At 41.7% G+C, this 22,557-nt stretch carries 16 protein-coding genes; 3 read left to right on the top strand and 13 right to left on the bottom strand.

Annotation, left to right across the window (positions count from 1 at the left end; translation table 11 throughout):
• Nucleotides 1-20 precede the first annotated feature (20 nt).
• The 5 genes from ABLC00_RS00665 to abaR form a co-directional block, all read right to left on the bottom strand.
• The gene (locus ABLC00_RS00665) at nt 21-3,980 is read right to left on the bottom strand and encodes an amino acid adenylation domain-containing protein (RefSeq protein WP_348941217.1); all 3,960 of its coding nucleotides are present in this window, start codon (nt 3,978-3,980) and stop codon (nt 21-23) included.
• A complete protein-coding gene (locus ABLC00_RS00660; protein ID WP_002054205.1) occupies nt 3,977-4,237 on the bottom strand; it encodes an acyl carrier protein in 261 nt (86 codons plus the stop codon). Before ABLC00_RS00660 ends, ABLC00_RS00665 begins: the two co-directional genes overlap by 4 nt.
• A complete protein-coding gene (locus ABLC00_RS00655; protein WP_080775629.1) occupies nt 4,234-6,009 on the bottom strand; it encodes an acyl-CoA dehydrogenase in 1,776 nt (591 codons plus the stop codon). The genes ABLC00_RS00660 and ABLC00_RS00655 overlap by 4 nt, the downstream gene beginning before the upstream one ends.
• Before the next feature lie 50 nt (nt 6,010-6,059).
• A complete protein-coding gene (locus ABLC00_RS00650; RefSeq protein ID WP_042076770.1) occupies nt 6,060-7,949 on the bottom strand; it encodes a fatty acyl-AMP ligase in 1,890 nt (629 codons plus the stop codon).
• Nucleotides 7,950-8,632: 683 nt separating this feature from the next.
• Entirely contained in the window at nt 8,633-9,349 is a 717-nt protein-coding gene (gene abaR, locus ABLC00_RS00645) for a LuxR family transcriptional regulator AbaR (RefSeq protein WP_004711094.1), read from the bottom strand.
• A gap of 818 nt (nt 9,350-10,167) precedes the next feature.
• On the opposite strand from abaR, the gene ABLC00_RS00640 reads away from it, so the two are divergent.
• Nucleotides 10,168-10,584 carry a DUF4902 domain-containing protein gene (locus ABLC00_RS00640; RefSeq protein WP_006581257.1) on the top strand — a complete coding sequence of 139 codons (417 nt, stop codon included), beginning with the start codon at nt 10,168-10,170 and terminating at the stop codon, nt 10,582-10,584.
• Between the two features lie 63 nt (nt 10,585-10,647).
• Nucleotides 10,648-11,214 carry an acyl-homoserine-lactone synthase AbaI gene (abaI, locus tag ABLC00_RS00635; protein ID WP_080775625.1) on the top strand — a complete coding sequence of 189 codons (567 nt, stop codon included), beginning with the start codon at nt 10,648-10,650 and terminating at the stop codon, nt 11,212-11,214.
• 94 nt (nt 11,215-11,308) lie between these two features.
• On the opposite strand, the gene ABLC00_RS00630 is transcribed toward abaI, so the two are convergent.
• The 7 genes from ABLC00_RS00630 to ABLC00_RS00600 all read right to left on the bottom strand — a co-directional run bounded on the left by ABLC00_RS00630 (nt 11,309) and on the right by ABLC00_RS00600 (nt 19,903).
• Nucleotides 11,309-12,661 carry an MFS transporter gene (locus ABLC00_RS00630; RefSeq protein WP_033846967.1) on the bottom strand — a complete coding sequence of 451 codons (1,353 nt, stop codon included), beginning with the start codon at nt 12,659-12,661 and terminating at the stop codon, nt 11,309-11,311.
• Nucleotides 12,662-12,780: 119 nt separating this feature from the next.
• A complete protein-coding gene (locus ABLC00_RS00625) occupies nt 12,781-13,806 on the bottom strand; it encodes an enoyl-CoA hydratase/isomerase family protein (RefSeq protein WP_033846966.1) in 1,026 nt (341 codons plus the stop codon).
• A 12-nt stretch (nt 13,807-13,818) separates the two neighbouring features.
• Nucleotides 13,819-14,592: an enoyl-CoA hydratase gene (locus ABLC00_RS00620; protein WP_022574362.1), complete on the bottom strand. Its 774-nt coding sequence runs from the start codon at nt 14,590-14,592 to the stop codon at nt 13,819-13,821.
• A 21-nt stretch (nt 14,593-14,613) separates the two neighbouring features.
• Nucleotides 14,614-15,741, bottom strand: a complete 1,128-nt coding sequence (locus tag ABLC00_RS00615; RefSeq protein WP_031952106.1) for an acyl-CoA dehydrogenase family protein — start codon at nt 15,739-15,741, stop codon at nt 14,614-14,616.
• A gap of 11 nt (nt 15,742-15,752) precedes the next feature.
• Nucleotides 15,753-17,402, bottom strand: a complete 1,650-nt coding sequence (locus tag ABLC00_RS00610) for an AMP-binding protein (RefSeq protein ID WP_033846964.1) — start codon at nt 17,400-17,402, stop codon at nt 15,753-15,755.
• An 81-nt stretch (nt 17,403-17,483) separates the two neighbouring features.
• Complete coding sequence (gene mmsB / locus ABLC00_RS00605; protein WP_033846963.1) at nt 17,484-18,374, bottom strand: 3-hydroxyisobutyrate dehydrogenase; 891 nt, start codon at nt 18,372-18,374, stop codon at nt 17,484-17,486.
• Nucleotides 18,375-18,385: 11 nt separating this feature from the next.
• Nucleotides 18,386-19,903, bottom strand: a complete 1,518-nt coding sequence (locus tag ABLC00_RS00600; protein WP_004883966.1) for a CoA-acylating methylmalonate-semialdehyde dehydrogenase — start codon at nt 19,901-19,903, stop codon at nt 18,386-18,388.
• Between the two features lie 165 nt (nt 19,904-20,068).
• Between ABLC00_RS00600 and ABLC00_RS00595 the strand changes: the two genes are divergently transcribed.
• Nucleotides 20,069-20,950 (top strand): LysR family transcriptional regulator, encoded by an 882-nt coding sequence (locus ABLC00_RS00595; protein WP_002050510.1) that lies wholly within the window; start codon nt 20,069-20,071, stop codon nt 20,948-20,950.
• A gap of 60 nt (nt 20,951-21,010) precedes the next feature.
• Here ABLC00_RS00595 and ABLC00_RS00590 read toward each other — a convergent pair whose 3' ends face one another.
• The gene (locus tag ABLC00_RS00590) at nt 21,011-22,435 is read right to left on the bottom strand and encodes an amino acid permease (protein ID WP_085946335.1); all 1,425 of its coding nucleotides are present in this window, start codon (nt 22,433-22,435) and stop codon (nt 21,011-21,013) included.
• Nucleotides 22,436-22,557 lie beyond the last annotated feature (122 nt).

Raw genomic sequence — 22,557 nt, 5'->3', positions numbered from 1 at the left:
GTTCTACCTTCTTATATTTTTTATGCAGGAACTGGATACATCTGATCAATTGTCTGGGCCACAGCCGCCACATTCTCAGCGAACATAATCGATGAATGGTCACCAGGCAGATCCACTTGTGTAAGCGTATCTTTGATCAGTTGATCCCAACCGAGGCTTTCCCCGAAATCTTCCATCTCATCTTTAGCCTTGACCAAGAGGATCGGAAAATCTTCAGGTTCTGGGAAATAGGTCTGGAGTGCGACGCCATTAGCCAAATAAGTGTCAAAGTAAAGTCGAAAATCTGATGGATTAGCATCCAAAGGTATAACATTGATAGCTTTAGCTTCTTTAAGCACATGATCAAACATGTGATCTGAACTTAATTCGCGCAAGTATTGCGCTGGGATCATCAGCTTTTTCCCATATGGGACAGCTAAATCACGAGCAAACCAAGACAAGAGCATGGCATCATCAGCATCTTCAGGTACATTTTCTGGAATTGGAGCACGAGTATCGATCATGACAATCCCTGTGACCTGCTGCCCCATTTGACGCAACTGACGACTGATCTCGTATGCAATCGCACCACCAAAGCACCATCCACCGAGGAAATAAGGCCCCTCAGGCTGCATCTTCTGCATTTCAGCAATATAGAGTGTCGCCATTTCTTCAATGGCTACTTCAGCGGCATCTGCTTCAATCAATCCTGGAGACTGAATAGCACGTAAAGTACGATTCGGATTGAGATGACGCGAAAGCTCCATATAACAGAAAGTACTACCACCAATCGGATGGAACAGCCACAACGGTTGTTCATAGGTTCCACGACGTAATTCGATTACGATGGAAGGTTTGATTTCTTTATTTTCACGGATGATCTCGCCTAAACTTTCTACAGTGGAGTACTGTGCTAGTAAGGCAACTGATAATTCGGTACCAAATACCTTCTTGAGATGATTGACAAGCTTCACCGCAAGTAATGAATGCCCGCCTAACTCAAAGAAATCATCATGTATACCCACTCGCTTAACTGACAAAATCTGCTCAAAGGTAGTACATAGCTCGATTTCGATCGAATCTCGTGGTGCAACATAATCATTGCTCTGCTCAAACACTGGCTCAGGGAACGCCTTACGATCTATTTTGTTACTACCCGTCATTGGAAATTCATCCAAACGGATAAACGTACTTGGCACCATATAAGCTGGGAGATGGATTTGCAGGGTCTTTTTCAAACCTGCCATATCAATCTCAGACCCTGTCACATAGGCCACCAGTTTCTGATCGTTGTCGGCAGTGGTCTTAACCAATACTACGGCATCTGTAATACCATCGATCTGTTTGAGAACATTCTCAATTTCACCCAGTTCAATACGGAATCCACGGATCTTGACTTGGAAGTCCAGACGTCCGTGATGGGTCAAACGCCCATCCATACGCAAACAGACTTTATCTCCAGTACGATAAAGTCGACCAGCATTTGGTAGAGATGGTAAGGTTCTGAATTGTGCATCTGTCAAATCAGGTCGTTGCCAGTAATCAATTGCTAGACCATCACCTCCAATCCAGAGCTCTCCCATAACACCGCGTGGGACCAACCGCTGTTGTTCATCAAGAACATAGAGCTGGGTGTTCGCCATTGGCTGGCCTAAATCAATCAATTTTGCATCGGTAATGTGGGCTGCACTCGACCATACCGTAGTTTCGGTCGGGCCATAGATATTCCAGAGACAACTTACTTTGCCCAAAAGTTTTTCTGCAAGTATAGGATCGAGTGCCTCGCCGCCACTAATTGCAGTCATACCCGGAATACCGTTCCAGTCGCTATCTAAAAGCATTTTCCAAGAGGCTGGTGTTGCCTGCATAATATTGATCGACTTCGCCTGCATATAGTCCACCAGCAAGTTACCATCTAGCGATACCTCACGTGGGCAGACGTGTACCACACCGCCGTACATCAACGGAATCAATAGCTCAACAACCGAAATATCAAAGGCATAAGTTGTAATCGCCAATAACTGCATATCTGGCGTTGCTTGCAGCCTATCATTCACAGACAGCAAGAAATTAGCCATTGAAGGATGCCCAATACGCACGCCTTTAGGCTTCCCTGTCGAACCTGAGGTGTACATCACATAAGCGGTATCACCAAAGGCAAGTGTCTCACGCACTTGCTCAAGGGGTACAACACCAGCTTGATTAATATCTAAATGAGGCACAGAAACATTAAGAGCATCCATTAACTCAGCTTGAGTCAAGATGACTTTAGGTTCAGCGTCTTCTACGATGTTATGCAGACGTTCTCTTGGGAAACTAGGATCTAATGGTACATATGCTGCTCCTGCCGCCCAAATTCCGAGGATTGCAGCAGGCAATAGCGTAGTACGGTCTAACATCAGACCTACACGATCACCATTGGTAATATTGTGTGCACGCAAATATTCAGCGATACCAGCGATATGCTGACCTAACTCATGATAGCTGACAGCATGATCTCTGCAGGTCGTAGCATAGTTATCACCACGCTCGTCAATCTGCTTCAGAATCATTGCCAATAAATCATGCTTAGAATAGTCCGTAACCTGACCATGTAGATAGCCTAGCTGGATGTTATTCGCATAACTAGGAGCAATATCTAACTCAATGAGCTTACGCTCAGGATGGGTCACCATCTCCGATAGTATGATTTGCAGCAGTTGCACCATATTCTCGGCAGACTCTGCAGAGAATATTTCGGAATTGTATTTCAGTACACCAACCAGTTCACCCTGATATTCACCCCCCATTTCCAGCATAATGTCTAATTGACCTTCTTGCTGGCGAACTGGAAAGCTTCCTAAAGTCAGGTCTTGACCAACTAATGTAGCTGGATTCTGGATTGGTAAGAGTAGTTCCTTAAACTCATCCATGCCGCCTAGACGTTCCCAGAACATTCCCACCTGAGCCAATGGGTTAATACTGCCATCGCGCTTTGGTGAGACAGCCTCAACTACTCTGGAAAAGGCAACTTTTTGATGTTTTAGGCTTTGTTTTAATTGTTCTTGGACCTGTTGCGTAAATTGGCGTAAGGTTTGATCAGCATCAATGTCTACATGAAGAGCTATTGTATTGACAAATTGCCCAAGCGCATTACGCAAAGAACGCTCAAGCCTACCTGCTACTGCTGTGGCAATAACTAGATTATTTTCATTTGATAGTTTGTTAAGTAGGATATAAAAGCCAGATAGTACAAGACCAAACAAAGTGATCTCATAATCTTTCGCCAAGCTCACAAGCCCAGATGATACTGACTCAGGCACACGGAAAATCACCGAGCTACCTTTATGTTGCTGCACAGCTGGACGTGGGTAATCAAGCGGAATACTATGCACATGTGGTGCGTGCTGTAACGCATTTTTCCAGAAAAGTAGGCTTTCATCAGCATCGTCGGTCGCATTGTTCTTCTGCTTATCCGCATACTGTGCGAACTCGATTCCGTCTACTGCATTTGACTCTGTAATTAGTCCAAAGCGCTTGCAGACATCACGCAGCAACAGACCAATTGACCAGAAATCCATTAAGGCATGATGAATCACAACTGCGACCACATAATGATTCTGACCACGTTCATAACAATGAATACGCCACAATGGTGGTTGAGTCAGATCAAATGGCTGCTTGGTATCTTGTTCAACCAATTGCGTCAAATCAGAAGCTTCAACATGTCGAGCATCAGTGAAAATAATATTAGGATACACGCGATCCCAGATAAGTTGCTCAATCCCCTGTTCATTGGCAGGCATGCTTACACGCAATAGCGGGTAATCATCCATCACCGCTTCCAAAATCTCCATCGGTTTGTTGCCTAATGGTTGATTGACCTTTACATCAAAGGCCACCACCATATTGTAGGCACTGCAAGTTGGCTCAAAACGTTGGATATACCAAATACCAAGCTGCTCTGCAGAAATCGCGTGACGTGACAGAATTTTTGGCTCTAGGTGTGCAATGTTATTCATGAAGCAACCCCCTGTTGCAACTCAGAAACAAGATATTCGGCCAATGTATTAATTGTTGGGTAATCCCACAGTAATGTCGGCTCAAGCTCCAGTTTTGTCAGATCTTCTAAATCCCCAGAGACAGACAAAGCAACGATCGAATCAAGACCATAACTAGTAAATTTTTGCTCTGGATCAATCGTCTCAGGCTCTACACGCATTTCTTTGGCTACTAGTGTACGAATGATCGCGCTCCAGTAAGCTTTATCCTTATTCATGGGGTAATCTCCTCTTTAACTGGTTTGGCATCGCGCGGTGCCAATGCAAAATCGATAACAGATAACATATGGTTAGTTGAAATTCGGTCTAGCAAATCTGCCAATGTGCTTTCACGTACTGATGCCATAGGAGGAGATGTCTCTCCTTCAGCGGTATTTAAGAAAATGATCAGCCATGCACCATCCTGCAAAGCAGGCCTTAAACCATGACGGTTAAAAACCCAGAAACCCAGCACAGCAATGCGGGCAAACAGCTCGGCGTAACCACGGGCAAGGCTAAAGCGCAGCGTTTCAAATTCGTTGCTTTGCTCAGAGTTTGAAAAGTAATCCTGAATTTTTTGATCCAATGAGCTCTGTTCAACAAGCAACTGGTTTGCTCGCTCACGTAGTGTAGAAAGCGTTTGGGCAGACAATTCTGCTGTGACATCGGTATTGTTGAGCATTTCGATGATTGTCCCGAGCGACTCCATTACCAAGTCACCATCTCGGTTAAAAATCTCAAGCTCACGAAAATCAATAGCCCCTGTCTCTACCTGCAAGTCATACAACTGGCGATAGCGTGCTTTAGCTTCGGCTTGATTGAGTTGATCGGCTTTTTTACTACGACCTTTATTGGCAGACTTGAGCTGAAAACTCAGGCTGTCTAGACAGACGGTACTGCTACCATCAAATACACTAACAATCAGATGGTCTCTGAATGCTTTTTGGTACATTCCATCAGCATATGCATTTCTTAAGAAAAAACGTGAGCCAAGCACTGAAGAAGTGATCTTGGCAAGTGACTCCACATACTCAGGTACTACGACCTTGACGATTGGTGACCATGTACTGAATTGATTGATACAAACATGTAATCCACGCGCACCAACGAGTGATAACACCTCAGCCGCTAAAAGATAAGCATAGGCGGTGGCGAGTTGCTCACGCACTAGCGGAATGTTTATCACTTTTTTGTTATATAACTCGCGCTCAATAGCAAATTCGGTCGCGATACGTAGCATCGTGTCACCCGCTCCGAGCGAGAAACTACTGCAATATGCACGTGTTACCTGTAGCGTCTTGAGACCAAGCTCCAAGCCCTGGCCTTCTTCACCGATTAGAGCGTCTTTGTGAATTTCAGCATTATTAAAACCAATACCGCTAATATCTAGACCACGCATACCCACTGTTGGCAGACGGTTCAGGCTATACGTTCCTTTCGAAGCCATTTGACGCTTATCGAGCCAGAATGCACTCAAACTACGCGGTCCACGATCATTCGATGTTTTAGCAATCAGACTTAAAGAGTCACCTAAAGTGGCGCGATTGATCGACCATTTTTCGCCATTTAAGACATATTTGCTTTCAGCAGATTGTGCAGTCACTTCACTAGATAACAGGTCAGCGCCATGTGCTTTTTCACTATAGGCTAGTGCTGGCGCAGCACCACTTAAAATTCGGTTAGCGATGTTTTGACATTGATTCGCATTACCACCGATCCATACGATCACAGACCAAGCATTCGTACTATAGGTCGAATTGATGGTTAGATCGCGTCGTGCTAACACACGATGCAGATATAACAACTCTTCACCAATTTCCATGCGCCCCCCAAGTTCTGAAGGTACATAGAAACGGTTCATGCCCACCGCATTCAGAAAATCAACAGCACGCTGAGGATACTGTTCCTTTTCATCACGCTCGATGGCAGCGGACCAAGAAAAATCATTGTTGGTATCATGTACGGAGCCTAAAATTTGCTCCAGACGAGCAGCAGATTGAAACTGCCGCAAATTGGAAGTAAGTGACATGAATTTTCACTCAAATGATTAAAGGGTAAGGGTTAAAACAAAGCACTTTTCAGACGATTAAAAATCAGCGTGCGTACTTCACGTTCCTTGATCATTGAGTTGAGTAGATTGGAGCTATAACGAATCAACTGCCCCCGCTGCTCACGATCACGGATGACGTCTAAGCCGTTCTTGATATAATTTCGAGCAATCACCGTTCTACGGTTTGGATGGGTCAAACAGACCAGCTGACCTCGCTCGATCTGTTCTTTAATTTTTCTTCTTCTAATTTTGCCGCTAGTCGTTTTATTTATTCGGCCTTGATGCAATAAATAGACCCCTTCTACAGGCAAGCCAATATCAGCTGCCACTTGTTCTTTAACCTGAGTCCTGATGTTTTCAAAATTAAGAGTCTTGTTTAATGACTTCTTCTTGATCTCAAGTACAACCGTAACACCCTCAGAATCAGCAAAATTTACTGCTGCAACACAGCCTTTACGAACAGCAGGATGTGCCATTTCAACAGAGCATTCGATATCTTGTGGGTAATAGTTTTTGCCACGGATAATAATTACATCCTTAAGACGGCCAGTTACATACAGGTCTCCATCTTTGATAAAGCCCATATCACCCGTTCTTAAGTAATATTCTTTACTTGGCTGACCTGCTTCATCAAGGATCGTTGCTTCAAAGGTTTCCTGATTGATCTCAGGCTTCTGCCAGTAGCCTGCTGTGACACTCTCTCCTGCTAGCCAGATTTCACCAACTTCATGAGCTGCTACTTCTTTATGGGTATGCGGATTAACTATGCGGCAATCAATGTGCGCCGAGATCTTGCCACAGCTCACCACTTGCACCGCGGTCTGATCCTGACTGGTTTGTACCAAGTGGGCATTCAACTTATCACGATCAAGAGAAATTGCATTGAGAGGGCCAGTCACACCACTGACTAAGAGCGTCACTTCCGCCAAGCCATAGCATGGCAAGAAAGTATCTAGTTTCAGTTTGGACTGAGTATTGAACTTCTCCATGAAACGCTGCATGACATGCGCTTTGATTGGTTCCGCACCGTTAAATAGTACACGTACGCGGCTCAGATCAAGCGTTACTGCGTCTTCATCTGAAATACGATGCAAGCACAACTCATACGCAAAGTTTGGACCACCACTGATCGTGACGCCTTTTTCACTAATAAATTGTAGCCATTTAAGCGGCTTACGTATGAAGTCCAGAGGCGACATTACATAACAAGTTAGCCCCACATACACGCTCTGCAAAACCGAGCCGATCAATCCCATATCATGATAAACAGGCAACCATGTAAGGCCGATATCATCAGGTTGTGTACAAAAAGCTTCCGTAATCATGGCTTCATTTGCCATAATATTTTTGTGGGTAACAATTACACCTTTAGGCCAACCGGTCGATCCTGAAGTGTATTGAAGGAAACAAACATCATCTGCATCAATATAAGGAAAATCCTTTTCCACCAAGTCTCGCTGAAATTCCGTATCAACAGCATGTAGTATTAAACTTTCATTTTGAGCTTTTAATGTAATTAGGCCAGATAACTCAAGAATCTTTTTTGTTGTGAGCACGATTTTTGGCTCACAGTCATTCATAATATTCAAAATATTAGAAAAACCATTGCGATTAAACGGCAGGCTAACTGGTACTGCGATAATTTTAGCTTTCAGACAAGCAAAGAACGATACGATAAAGTCTAGCCCCGGTTCGAACAGCAAGACTGCACGATCACCACTGTCTACAAGGTTCATTAATATCTGAGCTTGGTGTTGAACTCGCTTATTCAGATCTGCATACGTTAGAGATTGAATCCCACCAGATTGGCGTCCCAAATACTCAAAAGCAGTCTTACCCCCATTTAGGTTCGCGTGGGATTCCAAAGTTGCAATGATATTATCCGTACACATTACAGCCATAACTTACTCCGATTAATTATAATTAACCCTTAAAACCTGCTGATTCAGAAATTAATTTCTAGTTGGGGGTTTTAATAAAAATGAATATACTTTTTCTTTAAAATATAAATTCACATTATATTTTATGCACAAGTGTCCTTTATTACACCTGTAAGGGTTTACAGGTTAGATGTTACTTATTGAAAAATAAGAAGCTAAAATATTTTTAAAAATTATTTTTTATTCAGTTATATAGTTTAAGAACTTTTAAATAATTAAAAAAGCGACCATTCTTTGATCTACTTTTAGATACTCTTAAGTAAAATTTTTTAATCTTCAGATCATTACTCAGTTTTTCTTCTGCTGCGTTTGTTTTAATTTTTTTAGTTTCTATATGAGATATAATTTATAGTTCTTTTAAAGATAAATTATCAAATAATATCAACTCTCGTATAATTTTACTTTTAAGATTAAATTATTAATACCGCCTACTTAATTTTATTTCAGATAATTAAAATTTAATTTATATATTATTATAATAAACTATAAATAATTTTATTTAAAAAATAATAAACTTATTCCTTACTTTAAATTCATAGATTAACTTTTTAAAATAAAAACTTAAGATACACATTATAAAAATATTTAAACAAATATCATATAATTATTTATTTTATAATACTCTATATTCTTTATATATCTTTTTACAAAAGTCCCAGCATTACTGCTCGAATAGCTGCTGAAATTTTATTATTTACATTTAATTTTTGCATCGAGTTACAAAGATGAAAATTTACAGTTCTTTCAGTAACCCCAATAATCTGAGCAATCTCTGCTGAGGTTTTACCCTCTGCTGTCCAACGTAAAGCTTCTTTTTCTCGGTTCGTTAAATAAAGGTTGAACTGAGAGAACTCTACATCATTGACAATTTTAGCAATGCTGGAATGCACTGTTTGGGTCAACCAATACATATTTGTATATTGTGCTTTTTGCTCTTTTTCTGATAATTGATCGGTGGATCTTGCTAGTGTTAACATCCCTCTCGTCCCAATAAAATCACGACTTGACTGAGCCCAACCGACATTTAAACCATAAGAACGCGCCTCTTCCCAGAAATCTTTTTCTTCTTGTGTTTTTGCATTTTGACTCGACCAGACAAGAGGTTGAAGTGATACCATACAATGCTGCACAGTAGGGTCTACCTTCACGTAACGTTGTTCTATATAGCGCTTTTGCCATGCCTGAGGATAATTATTCAACATAATTGTTTTTGGTTCAGCAATAGACAGCGGTGACTGCATACCATAAGCACAATAATCAAATCCAAGCTTTGACGCTGTCGATTTGACTACTTCAAACAATTCATCTTCATTTTTTACGACCAAAAATGCTGATAATAAATCCTCTTGCCAACTTTCCATTTGCTCTCATTAGGCTCCATTCAGAAATTATTTTTTGTTCAGTTATCTCTTGTGAATCCAAATAATTAAATTGAAGCGTAGGGCTATTTTTTTACCTTTATTTCAATAGAACTCTACAAAAATCTAAAAGATTATGAGGCTGTTAAAATATTTCCATTACTTCATCTTCTTTTATTACTTTCTCAATTGCAGATTTTGAACTCATCATCCAATTAACAACACTTTTAAGCCCAAATGGTTGTAAATTATTCAGATAAACTAAATTTCTGAAAGCCTTTAAGGTTGTTATATTCAATATACAGATTATGCTTGAAAAAATTAAATTTTACAGGATGCATTTTATTCCAAAAAATATAGTTTTTAAAATAAAAAAACAATGCTCATTATTTAATCTTGAAATTATATTTTATTAATTTAATTAAATAATACATTTCAACAATGATCCAAGCAATATAATTTTACCAATCATTATATATTCAAACTAAAAAAACAAATAATTATTTAGCAAATCAAATAATTACATGGTAGCTTATTTTAGTTAAAACTATTGTTTTGATAACAAGTATAAAAGCCACTTAAAAAAGCTAAAAAAAGTAAGTCAATTGAGCATTGTCAAAAGCATTTTTTATATTATAACTACAAGATAATCATTTTTTACTTTAGCCAACCTTAATACTTGAGTAATCTTCCAATAAGAATAGCTTAACGATATAGGGCATCAAATTATATTTAACCTGTTAAACATAACAGTATTTAATTGGCAATAATTTATGGTATTTATCAAAAGATTTCTATTTCAGGGTACTTGAACAGGTAGCATGGCCAACATTACCCCTCATTTTTCAATTTCGACAGATGGTTTTATTCGTATGAATGAGAACCAACTCATGAATTACCCTTTTCAACACGTTGTATCTATCGTTGAATCAACCCAAATTGAAAAATCTCAAATTGTTTATTATGGTTTTACTGAATGGGCGACATTAAAAACTCCTGCTTTAAGTACAGGATGGGACTGGGAATTCGTTGAACAAAACGGTTTTGTTACTTTAAAACGAACTGGTCTGCCTAGAAGCAATATTATGATTGTTGATATATCTGGTACAGATATTGGATTTGATAGCACTGAAACATTAATCAAAAGGAAGATAGATACTTTGTTCTGGGAACAGTTCATTTATGCTCAAATCAATACAAGCTTAATCAAGTCTAAAGTAAGTCTGAATTTCTCTTAGAAACCTGTAAATTTTTACAGTTACCGCCTTTCCAGCTGTTCAGTAAAGTCACATCAAAAATAAGTGGAAGCACTTGTAGTGAATATTATTGCTGGATTTCAAAACAATTTTTCAGAAGGCTTATATAGCAAATTTAAAAGTTACCGTTATAAGGTATTTGTTGAGCATTTAGGATGGGAGTTAAACTGCCCACATAATGAAGAACTCGATCAATTTGATAAAGTCGATACAGCTTATGTGGTCGCTCAAGATAGAGACTCTAATATTATTGGCTGTGCCAGATTACTACCTACGACTCAACCGTATTTACTTGGTGAAATATTTCCTCAATTAATGAATGGAATACCTCTCCCGTGTTCCCCAGAAATTTGGGAATTATCAAGATTTTCAGCCGTAGATTTTTCAAATCCGCCTACAACAGCAAGTCAAGCAGTGTCATCGCCAGTTTCTATTGCAATTCTGCAAGAAGCGATTAACTTTGCAAGAGCACAAGGGGCCAAACAACTTATTACGACTTCTCCTCTGGGTGTAGAGCGTTTATTACGTGCTGCTGGTTTTCGTGCCCATCGTGCAGGCCCACCAATGACGATTGATGGCTATTCTATGTTTGCCTGTTTAATTGATGTGTAATGGTTTAAAGGTTAACTCTTGTCTCTCGGCCATGAGTTAACCTGGTTTTTTATAATCAAGAAATACGCTTATTGCGAAGAATAAATAACGCGTATCAATCAATCTTGGTTTTTAAATTTAAGTTTGTTTTTTTATAATAAGTTTCATCCGTTTTAGGGTTTCCATCACGCGGCATAAATGAGGTCGATATAATTGCAACGACAGCCATACTTCCAATATAAAGCATAATTAAATATGGGTTACCTTGCCCAATACTGAGCAGCTTGGTGGCAATCATAGGGGCTAAACCACCACCCAAAACACCTGCCAACTGTACTGAAATAGAGATGCCGCTATAACGAATTTCAGCAGGAAATTGACGCGCAAAAAGCTGAGCTTGTGGCGCATACATAATTGGAAACACCACACCAATCGCCAGCACAATTGCTGTCCAGACCAGTACCGGATCTTTGGTATTGAGCATGCTAAAAAATGGATAAGAATAAAGTGCTAATACGCATAAGCCAAACATAAACATATTGCGTTGACCGACTTTATCGGACAAATGTCCGCATAACGGCGTCATAAATAAAATCACGGCTGCACCACAAATGGTGGCAAATAAAATATCTTGGCGGGGAATACCAAGTTGTGCAGTGGTATAAGCCAAAGTAAATGTTGACGCAATATAAAACCATGCATTTTCAGCAGCTCTCGCCAAAATAATGGTGATAAGTTGTTTTGGATGGTTTTTAAAAACCTGAAAGGCAGGAACTTTGACTTCTTCAGACTGCTGTTTTACTTTTTCAAAATCTGGTGACTCAGGCACTTTTACACGAATATACCAGCCCACTGCCAGTAAAATAATGCTGGCAAGAAATGGTAAACGCCAGCCCCAGCTAAACAGTGCTTGCTCAGGTAATAACGACACCAGTCCTAGTGCGATTGAGGCGAGCATTAAGCCACCACCTGTACTCGCCTGTGGCAAACTTCCCCAAAACCCTTTACCACCTTCGGGTGCATGTTCAACGGCCATAAGCACGGCACCGCCCCATTCACCCCCCATGGCCATACCTTGAATAAATCGTAAGATCACCAAGCCAATTGCAGCCCAATATCCAATTGATTCATAAGTTGGTAAGAGGCCAATCAGTACGGTTGGAATTCCCATGAGCATCAGCGTTAACAACAACATTGACTTACGACCGATCTTGTCACCGAAATGACCAAAGAGCAAGCCACCTAAAGGCCGCCCAATAAACCCAACAGCATAAGTTGCAAATGCTGCAAGCACACCTGTAAGTGGGTCCAGATTTGGGAAAAATAGCTTGTTAAAAATGAGGGCTGCTGCTGCGCCATAAACAAAAAAGTCATACCACTCAATCGTGGTGCCAACCATGCTAGAGATGCCTGCTAATCGATGTGACGACTTTTTAGGATGTGAACCGTTTCCATGTATTGTTTGCATCGTAATGTCCTTTTTAGATTTTCTTGTTTTGTCTTTTTATGCTTATGATCTGTCCTGACCATAAGCATGTTCAGGTCTCGCTTGATCTCCTTAAGCTTTTTGTGTGTTTTTAAAATGGGTTAGCTTAGTTTTTCTAAAATTTGCTCTAACTCCGGATTACGTTCTTGCCAACGTGGTTGTTTATCTTTATCGACAATCAGTGCACGAACGCCCTCAATAAAGTCACCATGCTCAAACCAGATATCCTGTAAATCACGCTCAAGCTGCATACACTGCTGTAGTGAAAGTCCACGGCCTAAATGTTGCAGTTTCAAGCTAGTTTGTTTGGCAATAAATGAACGCTGCTGCAAAATACTAAGCATCTTACTCGCCCAAGTCTTTAAGCTTTCATCCTGTTCATTTTCAAGGCTTTGTTCGATTTCATCTAAATGCTGATATCCGAAATGTTTACGGATGCCTTCGGCAAGTTGTTTAAGCTCACTTTCGGCAGGCCGAGTAATAAATCGGGTAATGATGCGTTCAATTCCCTCTTTGCTTAAGCTTGGCGCTTCAACGAGAGCCTCTTGTAAAGCTTGTAACTGCTCGCTTGGCACATGGTAGTCAATTAAATCGAGATAGAGCGCATCGCTACTACTAATCTGCTCACCCGTAATTGCCATATAAACGCCAATATCATCAAGCCGAGACAGGAAATGAGTTGCACCAACGTCTGGGAAAAAACCAATCGCTGTTTCAGGCATGGCAAATCTGGACTTTTCACTGCTTACCACAATGTGACACGCCTGAGCCAAGCCAAAACCACCGCCTAATACGTAGCCATCAAGCACAACAATGATTGGCTTTTCATATTCGCGCAGTGTATTGAGCATTTTATATTCGGCACTAAAGTAGCCTTTGTAATCGGCTGTGCCATTTTTATAACTGTCGTAGAGATAGCGAATATCGCCACCTGCACAGAAGGCTTTTGGGCTATTTGATTTGATTAAGATCGCCTGAACAGCAGCATCATTTCGCCACAGTTCCAATTGGGCGCCAATTCCTTCAATCATATCTAGCGACAATGCATTAAGATGAGTCACACGGTCTAAGGTAATCACGCCGAGCTTACCTTGTCGCTCAATCATTAAGTGATTTTCTGTATTCATTTTATTGATCTCTTACTGATTTTTAAAATTTGCCTGCCGTTTTTCAACAAAGGCCTGCATGCCTTCTTTTTGGTCCGCAGTTGCAAAAATGGAGTGGAACATGCGGCGTTCAAAACGTAAACCTTCGGTGAGGTTCACCTCAAAAGCTCGGTTAATGGTTTCTTTGAGCATCATGTTTGCAGTTAAAGACCGCGTTGCGATTTTTTCAGCGGCTTGCAAGGTTTGTTCAAGTAATTCTTCTTTACTAAACACACGTGCAACCAAACCGCTTTGCTCTGCCTCTACTGCGCCCATTTGACGAGCGGTAAGGCACATTTCCATTGCCTTAGCTTTACCAATGGCATGGGTTAAACGCTGTGTCCCACCAATACCCGGAATTACCCCTAAAGTGACTTCGGGTAAACCAAACTTGGCGTTGTCAGCACAATAAATAAAGTCACACATAAGCGCCAGCTCACAGCCACCACCCAATGCATAGCCACTCACCGCAGCAATTAAAGGTTTACGGCGCTGTGCAATACGGTCTGCAAGATGAAAAAAGTCATCTAAATAAATATCGGGGAAAGCCAAATCGGCCATTTCTTTAATGTCGGCCCCTGCGGCAAAAGCTTTTTCTGAGCCTGCCAATACGATGCAACCAATTTCGCGGTCTTTTTCGAGTTGATCTAATGCCTGATTAATTTCACTAATTAATTCGCTATTTAAGGCATTCAGCGCTTGAGGGCGATTTAATGTAATCAATCCAACCCCATTACGCTTTTCTAATAAAATACTTTGCCACTGCATTATTTATTCCTTGTTTTGGTTTTATAGACTACGTGCGATGACTAAACGTTGGATATCACTTGTGCCTTCGTAAATTTGACAAATACGCGCATCACGATAAATACGCTCAATTGGGAAGTCTCTGAGATAGCCATAGCCACCAAACACTTGTAGGGCACTTGAGCACACACGCTCAGTCATTTCTGAAGCAAATAACTTAGCCATTGAGGCTTCGTTGAGACACGGTTGGCCTGCTTCTTTTAAACGCGCAGCGTAGTGAACGAGTTGTCTCGCTGCTTCAATTTCGGTTGCCATACTGGCAAGGCGAAATGCGATGGTTTGATGCTCAAAAATTGGTTTTCCAAAAGTAATACGCTCTTTGGCATAACGAGTTGCTTCTTCGAGTGCCGCACGTGCTAGACCGACTGCTTGTGCAGCAATACCAATACGCCCACCTTCTAAATTGGCAAGTGCGATTTTTAAACCTTCGCCTTCTTTACCTAGCATGAGACTTTTATGGATGCGTACATCTGTCAGCGCAATTTGGCAGGTATCTGAAGCATGCAGACCGAGTTTTTCTTCTACACGAATCACTTCATAACCCGGTGTTTCGCGTGGAACTAAAAAGGCACTAATGCCCTTTTTACCTGCGCTCGGGTCGGTCACTGCAAACACGATAATGACACCGGCATTATTACCCGAGGTAATAAATTGCTTGGCACCATTTAAAATGTAATCGTCACCATCTTTCACTGCACGGGTTTTGATGGCTGCTGCATCTGAGCCAGTATGTGGTTCGGTTAAAGCAAAAGCACCGATCATTTCACCTTGCGCCAGAGGCTTTAAAAAGCGCTCTTTTTGCTCGTCGGTCCCAAATTTTAAAATAGGTACACAACCAACCGAGTTATGAACACTCATGATGGTCGAGGTTGCACCATCTGCTGCCGCAACTTCCTCGAGTGCCAGTACATAGGCTAAGTTACCCGTGTCTGAACCGCCCCATTGCTCTGAAACAAGCATTCCCATAAAACCGAGTTGTCCCATTTGAGTCAGAGTTTCTTTTGGGAAAGTCCCGTCTCGGTCCCAATCGCTGGCATTAGGCTTGATTTGTTCTTGGGCGAAACTTTTCGCCATATCACGAATGAGTAATTGTTCTTCGGTAAATTGCATTATTATTTCCTTTACCCTGCTTTAGCTTGTTGTTTAGCAATTTCTTGATTACGCAATAAAAAGCGCTGAATTTTGCCACTTGGAGTTTTAGGTAATTCACTCACAAATTCAACTAATCTTGGGTAAGCATGTGCAGAAAGTCGTCTTTTCACAAACTGGCTGAGTTCTTCAGCAAGTGCATCTGAAGGTTGTACGCCCGCAGCTAAAATTACAAAAGCCTTAACGACTTCAGTACGATCTGGATCAGGCACGCCTATTACTGCGGCTTCAATCACAGCATCATGTTCAAGCAGTGCGCTTTCTACATCAAAGGGCCCAATACGATAGCCTGATGTGGTGATTACATCATCGCTACGGCCGACAAAACTCATACTGCCATCGGCATGAAGTTCGGCAGTATCACCCGTCAAGTAGTAATGACTGACGAAAGGTGATTTACGGCTTTCTTTATAGCCACCAAACCACATCATTGGAGACTGGCTAATGTCGACTGCTAAAATTCCCGGTGTGTCTGGCGGAAGTTCTTCACCTTGTTCATTAACAATCGCAACACGATAGCCCGGACTTGGGAAACCTGCTGAGCCAGCATGAATTTCATGTTTTAAACCATGATGATTACACACCACCATGCCGACTTCGGTTTGTCCGTAATGGTCATAAATTGGAGCGTCTAAGACTTGTTTAAACCAGCGAATCACTTCCGGATTAAGCGGTTCACCTGCACTACTCACCACGCGAAATTGGCCTTTTAATGGTGCCATTTGTACCGGATCTGCTGCCATCATCATACGGTAAGCTGTTGGTGCACCTGCCAAGTTGTTAACTTTATAATCTTTCACAATTTGGCATAGGCTATCTGTACTGAAACCACCTTCATAAAACAAAGTGGCATGGCCTAAAAATAACGGTCCAGTAATCGCATAGTACAGGCCATACGCCCAACCTGGGTCGGCAATATTCCAAAACGAGTCCTCTTCGGTTAAACCAATGGCATCTTGCATATATCGCCCAAAGGCAATGAGTGCTTTTAATGGCACTTCCAAGGGTTTAGCAGGCCCTGTTGTGCCTGAAGTAAACATGAGCAAGAAAGGATCTTGAATGTTACGCATGACTAGATCACATTGATCGGACTGCTGTTTCACTTCATTCCAAAAATTAAAATCCCCTGCTTTAAGCGCAGTACCTTGAGCATCGGCCACCGTCATAATTGCAGGACACTTTTCAATTTCGTCGAGCTTGCTACGGTTACCCATATCGGTCACCACCAACTTGCTTTGTGCAAGCTGAATACGGTGCTCAATCGCTTTTGGGCCAAAGGCAGTAAATAAAGGCTGGTACACAGCACCAATTCGCCAAGCCGCCAAAATGGTTACAATCAGTTCAGGTGTTCTTGGCAATAAGCCTGAAATACGGTCGCCTGCTTTTACACCTTGAGCTTTTAAAAAGTTAGCAAATTGACTCGACCATTCTTTTAGCTCACGGAAGGTATATTGCTCTTTGCGACCGTCTTTTCCTTGCCAGTACAGCGCGATTTTGTCGCCATCTGCATGTCGATCACAGCATTCATAACAAGCGTTCAGTGCATCGATTGAACCTGACAACATCTGTTTAGCAGTGCTTTCCAAATCGAAAGCCTGTACAGCATTTTGATAATCCATCATATCTTTTCCCTCAGTCCGGATTTGTTGTTATTCACGACAGGGTTTGATTTATTGGTTTAAAGCCATCCTTTGGCTTTACCGTTATGCCTCTTGTGGTAGGTATTGCTGAATAATGCTCGAAAAATCGAGATTGGCATTACCACGCATGCACATTTGCTGATAAAGCTGTTGCACCATACCACCTAATACAACAGGCTGTTTGACTTGGCCTGCGGCTTCTACAGCGAGTCCTAAATCTTTTAGCATCAACTGAGTCGCAAAGCCGTCTTGATAGCCTCGAGATGCTGGCGCATTTTCATTAATATGCGGCCATGGGTTACATACATCCGAACTCCAGCAACGACCGCTTGAGGTGTTAATGACGCCTGCCAATGCTTGTGGGTCGATGCCTAACTTCACACCAAGCGCCATACCTTCGGCTACTGCAGCCATTGAAATACCTAAAATCAGGTTATTGCAAATTTTGGCAATTTGGCCTGCACCGACATCACCACAATGAACAATATTTTTGCCCATATGGCTGAGCACAGGTTTTACTTCGTTAAAGGTTTGTTCATCGGCACCCACCATAAAGGTTAAGGTTCCTGCTTGAGCACCAATGGTTCCACCAGAAACTGGTGCATCACAAATTTTAATATTTTTGCTATGTGCAACAGCAGCAATGTCTTTAATAGTTTGCGGGTCAATAGTGCTGCTATCAATGCATAAGCTACCTGGTTTTAGCACTTCCAAGACACCATTTTCACCCAAGTAAACCTCTTTAACATGCTTCGCCGCAGGCAACATGGTAATGACCACATCTGCTTGTTTAGCTGCATTCTGGGGGCTGTCGCAGACTATGCCACCTGCCTCGGCGAAGTGCTGGATCGCGACTTCACTGAGGTCGTAACCATAAACTTTGAGTCCGGCTTTTAATAGGTTTTGGGCCATTCTGCCGCCCATATTGCCTAGACCGATAAAGGCGATATTCATCCGTGATCCCCTTAACGTAAACTAATGGTTGTATTTACACCGCCAACTTCATGGCTATCTTCAAACCAGCGACTGGTAATGGTTTTAGTTTGGGTATAGAACTGGACAGCCTGTTTGCCGTATGGCCCCAAGTCGCCAAGTTTTGATCCTCTTGAGCCGGTAAAACTAAAGAACGGCACAGGTACAGGAATTGGAATGTTGATACCGACTTGGCCGATATCAATCAAGTTTTGGAAAGTACGTGCAATAGCACCGCTTTGTGTGAATAAACCTACACCGTTACCAAATGGGTTGGCATTGATAAGAGCAATTGCTTCATCGAGTGTATCGACACAAATAATTGAAAGTACTGGGCCAAAGATTTCTTCTTTATAAATACGCATGTCGGTGTTTACGCCACTAAAAATCGTGGCACCCACAAAGTTACCTGACTCATAACCTTGTACTTGAACATTGCGACCATCGAGTAGTAACTCTGCACCTTGTTCAACACCGCTATTAATCAAGTCAATTACACGCGCTTTGGCACGTTTTGAAATGACTGGGCCAATGTCAGTATTTGGTTCATGACCTGCATTTACTTTTAGAGTTTTCGCTTTTTCAACTAACTCTTGAATCCACTGTTTACTGTCGCCAACCATCACTGCAACCGACAATGCCATACAACGTTGCCCAGCAGCACCAAACGCTGCGCCCACTAAGGCATTTAGCGTTTGTTCTTTATTGGCATCTGGCATAACAACCACATGGTTTTTTGCGCCCATCATGGCTTGCACACGTTTACCATGTTGCCCTGCAAGGTTATAAACATGTGTTCCAACCGCAGTTGAACCTACAAATGAAATCGCTTTAATGTCTTTATGGGTACACAAACGGTCAACCACTTCTTTGCCACCATGCACAACGTTCAGCACACCTGCTGGAATACCAGCTTGAATCGCAAGTTCAACCAACATCATGGTTGATAACGGATCTTGTTCTGATGGTTTTAAAACGAAGGTATTGCCGCACACGATTGCCATTGGGAACATCCAAAGTGGAATCATGGCAGGAAAATTAAACGGCGTAATACCCGCACAAACACCCAAAGGTTGTTGCAAGGTATATGTATCTACACCACGTGCTACACCTTCGACGTACTCGCCCATTTGTAAAGTACCAACTGAACAGGCATGTTCAACCACTTCTAGACCACGTTGAATATCGCCTTCAGCATCTGCCAAGGTTTTACCTTGTTCAGCCGTCAATACTTGTGCAATTTCTTTCATGTTGGCACGAATCAAGTCTTGTAGCTTGAGCATGATGCGCATACGTGCCTGAATTGGGGTTTGGCGCCAAGAAGTAAAAGCATCTTGTGCAGCTTGAATAGCAGCGTCGACTTCTTCAACCGTTGCAAAAGGCACGCGGCCAATCACTTCCTGAGTTGCAGGGTTAATAATGTCTTGCCATTCTTGGGTTTTAGATTCGATAAACTGTCCGTTAATAAGTAATTTAGCGGTGTCCAATTCGATTTTCTGGATTGTGTTCATAACCTCTCCGTAGGTCATATTTTTATTGTGTTCAGTTATTAGAAAATACTTTTCTACGTATTTTCTTTATTCAGGTTTTATTTGAGACTAACAAAGAAATCTTTGACCACCAACGCAAATTCATGCACGATTGTTGTGCAAATATGCACAGGGACAATAACAAAAATGAAAGTGGATTGGGATCATCTACAGTTTTTTCTGGTTTTAGCACGCACTAAAACTCTAACCAATGCTGCACGTATTATTGGTGTTGAACATAGTACGGTAGCTAGACGGATTCAGGCCCTAGAACTTGCTCTGGGTACGACGCTATTTAAGCGTGAAGCAACGGGCTATGAGTTAACTCTCGAAGGCATGGCACTTGTCCCTCGAGTTGAGCAAATGGAACAAGCTTTCTTACAAATTGAAAAACCGCATCAACCTTTACAAGGACGTGTGCGAATTGGCACACCTGAGGGCTTTGGAACCGCATTTTTAGCCCGCTTACTAGCTGAGTTCTCTATTCAGTATCCACTGCTTACTATTGACCTAATACCCGTACCAAAAATGATTAAGCTCTCACACCGTGAAGCAGATATTGTGGTATCCATTGAACGCCCAACCTCGGGGCCTTATATCATTACGCGCTTGTCTGATTATTGTTTAAAAATTTATGGCAGCCAGAGCTATCTAGCACAAAATCCACCGATTCGTGGTTTAGAAGATTTAACTCAGCATCGCTTTGTAAATTATATTGATGATCTGGTGTATAGCCCGGAGCTGTATTGTCTAGAACGTTTACCTTTAAAACTGAATGCTAACTTTCGCAGTAGCAGTATTTTGGCCCAACAAATTGCAGTGAGTGCTGGCGCAGGGCTTGCAATTTTGCCGAAGTTTTTAGCAGATGACAAACCTGAGCTCGAAGAGGTATTAGAGCAACAAGTTCGTTTTACCCATACCTTCTGGATGCTGACCTTCGTCGATTTACAGCATGAACCTCGCATTAAACTGGTCTGGGACTATTTGCGTAAACAAGCTGATAAATATCAACATTTGCTAGTCGATTAATCTTTTAATAAAAAAGCCAATCAATGATGATTGGCTTTTTGGTAAATCGAGAAAGGATAATTAAAAGATTTCTCGGCCTAATTTTTTCATGCGCGGCTTATAGAATGCATAGTAAGTCACACCTAAAACCACCACCCATACTGGACTGACGTAGAGCGCTTTTAATGTATCTGGCTCTAATGCCAAAATCACTAAAGTAAACAAGAAAAAGGCAATAACTGCATACGCCATTAATACGCCGCCCGGCATTTTAAAGGTTGATGCAGCGTGAAGTTCAGGACGAGTTTTACGATAACGTAAATAGCACGCCATGATCAAAATCCACACGCTAATGAACAAGATTACACAGAGTGAACTTGCCAGAGTAAATGCTTCCATTGTGTTTGGAACAAAGTACTGAAGCACTGCCCCACCCATAATGAAAATACATGAGAAGATTAAACCATTTGAAGGTACGGCACGTTTTGATAAACGTCCTAATATACCCGGCGCTTGACCATCTTTTGATAAACCGAACAACATACGGCTTGTTGAAAACACGCCACTGTTCATTGAAGACATGACCGACGACAGCACAACCAAGTTCATAATAATTGCAGAAATAGGAATACCTGCATTTAAGAACAACTCAACAAATGGGCTTTTATCGGCACGAATATGATCCCAAGGTGTTACAGACATCACCACAAAAAGTGCTAACACATAAAACAGGATAATACGTACCGGAATCGCGTTAATTGCTTTTGGTAGGTTCTTTTCTGGATCTTTCGTTTCAGCAGCAGTTGTACCAATCAGCTCAACACCAATAAAGGCAAATACGGCGATCTGGAAACCTGCCAAAAACCCGCTTACACCTTTTGGAAATATACCACCATGTGACCAGACGTTACTGATGCTTACCACGTCACCATGAGGAGCTTGGAAGTGGGTTAAAATCATGTAGCCGCCCACACCAATCAAACCGATAATGGCTAAAATCTTAATAAGCGCAAACCAGAACTCAACCTCACCAAACAACTTCACTGTAAGAAGGTTAAGGCTTAAGACGAATAGTACACAGCCCGCACTAATCATCGCTTGTTGCATGGGTGAAAAACTGGCGCCTTCGGGTAACCAGAAACTTAAATAGTTAATAACCGCAGAAAGATCGGCAATACCGACCAGTACCCAGCCTAACCAATAGGTCCAACCTATATAGTAGCCAGCCCACGGACCAATCAAGTCATACGCCATGTCGACAAATGACTTGTAATGTAAATTAGCAAGTAGTAATTCACCCAATGCGCGCATAAGGAAGAAGAACATTCCACCAATTAACATGTAGATTACAAGAATTGAAGGACCTGCGAGAGAGATGGTTTTGCCCGAGCCCATAAATAGACCGGTACCAATTGCGCCGCCAATTGCAATGAGCTGTAAGTGGCGATTACTTAATTTCCGTTGTAAATGATCAGGGGAGCCTGCCTCATCTGAATGATGAACCATTGTCATATTAGAAGTCCTTTTTATATTTTGCTTAATTTAAATCAGCAACCTATAGGGAGAAAACGAACCGTATATCGTGGGTTGCTGAGTCTATACCTCAGGACAAGATGTTCAAGTATATT

Source organism: Acinetobacter nosocomialis (genome assembly GCF_041021905.1).
Taxonomy (GTDB): domain Bacteria; phylum Pseudomonadota; class Gammaproteobacteria; order Pseudomonadales; family Moraxellaceae; genus Acinetobacter; species Acinetobacter nosocomialis.
The sequence above is the reverse complement of the archived record's forward strand: the minus strand, read 5'-3'. Positions and strand labels throughout refer to the sequence as shown.

Excerpts from the sequence above, each read along its gene's own strand:
- ABLC00_RS00665 (WP_348941217.1), bottom strand. The coding sequence starts at position 3,980 with ATGAATAACATTGCACACCTAGAGCCAAAAATTCTGTCACGTCACGCG.
- ABLC00_RS00660 (WP_002054205.1), bottom strand. The coding sequence starts at position 4,237 with ATGAATAAGGATAAAGCTTACTGGAGCGCGATCATTCGTACACTAGTA.
- ABLC00_RS00650 (WP_042076770.1), bottom strand. The coding sequence starts at position 7,949 with ATGGCTGTAATGTGTACGGATAATATCATTGCAACTTTGGAATCCCAC.
- abaR (WP_004711094.1), bottom strand. The coding sequence starts at position 9,349 with ATGGAAAGTTGGCAAGAGGATTTATTATCAGCATTTTTGGTCGTAAAA.
- ABLC00_RS00640 (WP_006581257.1), top strand. The coding sequence starts at position 10,168 with ATGGCCAACATTACCCCTCATTTTTCAATTTCGACAGATGGTTTTATT.
- ABLC00_RS00630 (WP_033846967.1), bottom strand. The coding sequence starts at position 12,661 with ATGCAAACAATACATGGAAACGGTTCACATCCTAAAAAGTCGTCACAT.
- ABLC00_RS00625 (WP_033846966.1), bottom strand. The coding sequence starts at position 13,806 with ATGAATACAGAAAATCACTTAATGATTGAGCGACAAGGTAAGCTCGGC.
- ABLC00_RS00620 (WP_022574362.1), bottom strand. The coding sequence starts at position 14,592 with ATGCAGTGGCAAAGTATTTTATTAGAAAAGCGTAATGGGGTTGGATTG.
- ABLC00_RS00615 (WP_031952106.1), bottom strand. The coding sequence starts at position 15,741 with ATGCAATTTACCGAAGAACAATTACTCATTCGTGATATGGCGAAAAGT.
- ABLC00_RS00610 (WP_033846964.1), bottom strand. The coding sequence starts at position 17,402 with ATGATGGATTATCAAAATGCTGTACAGGCTTTCGATTTGGAAAGCACT.
- mmsB (WP_033846963.1), bottom strand. The coding sequence starts at position 18,374 with ATGAATATCGCCTTTATCGGTCTAGGCAATATGGGCGGCAGAATGGCC.
- ABLC00_RS00600 (WP_004883966.1), bottom strand. The coding sequence starts at position 19,903 with ATGAACACAATCCAGAAAATCGAATTGGACACCGCTAAATTACTTATT.
- ABLC00_RS00595 (WP_002050510.1), top strand. The coding sequence starts at position 20,069 with ATGAAAGTGGATTGGGATCATCTACAGTTTTTTCTGGTTTTAGCACGC.
- ABLC00_RS00590 (WP_085946335.1), bottom strand. The coding sequence starts at position 22,435 with ATGGTTCATCATTCAGATGAGGCAGGCTCCCCTGATCATTTACAACGG.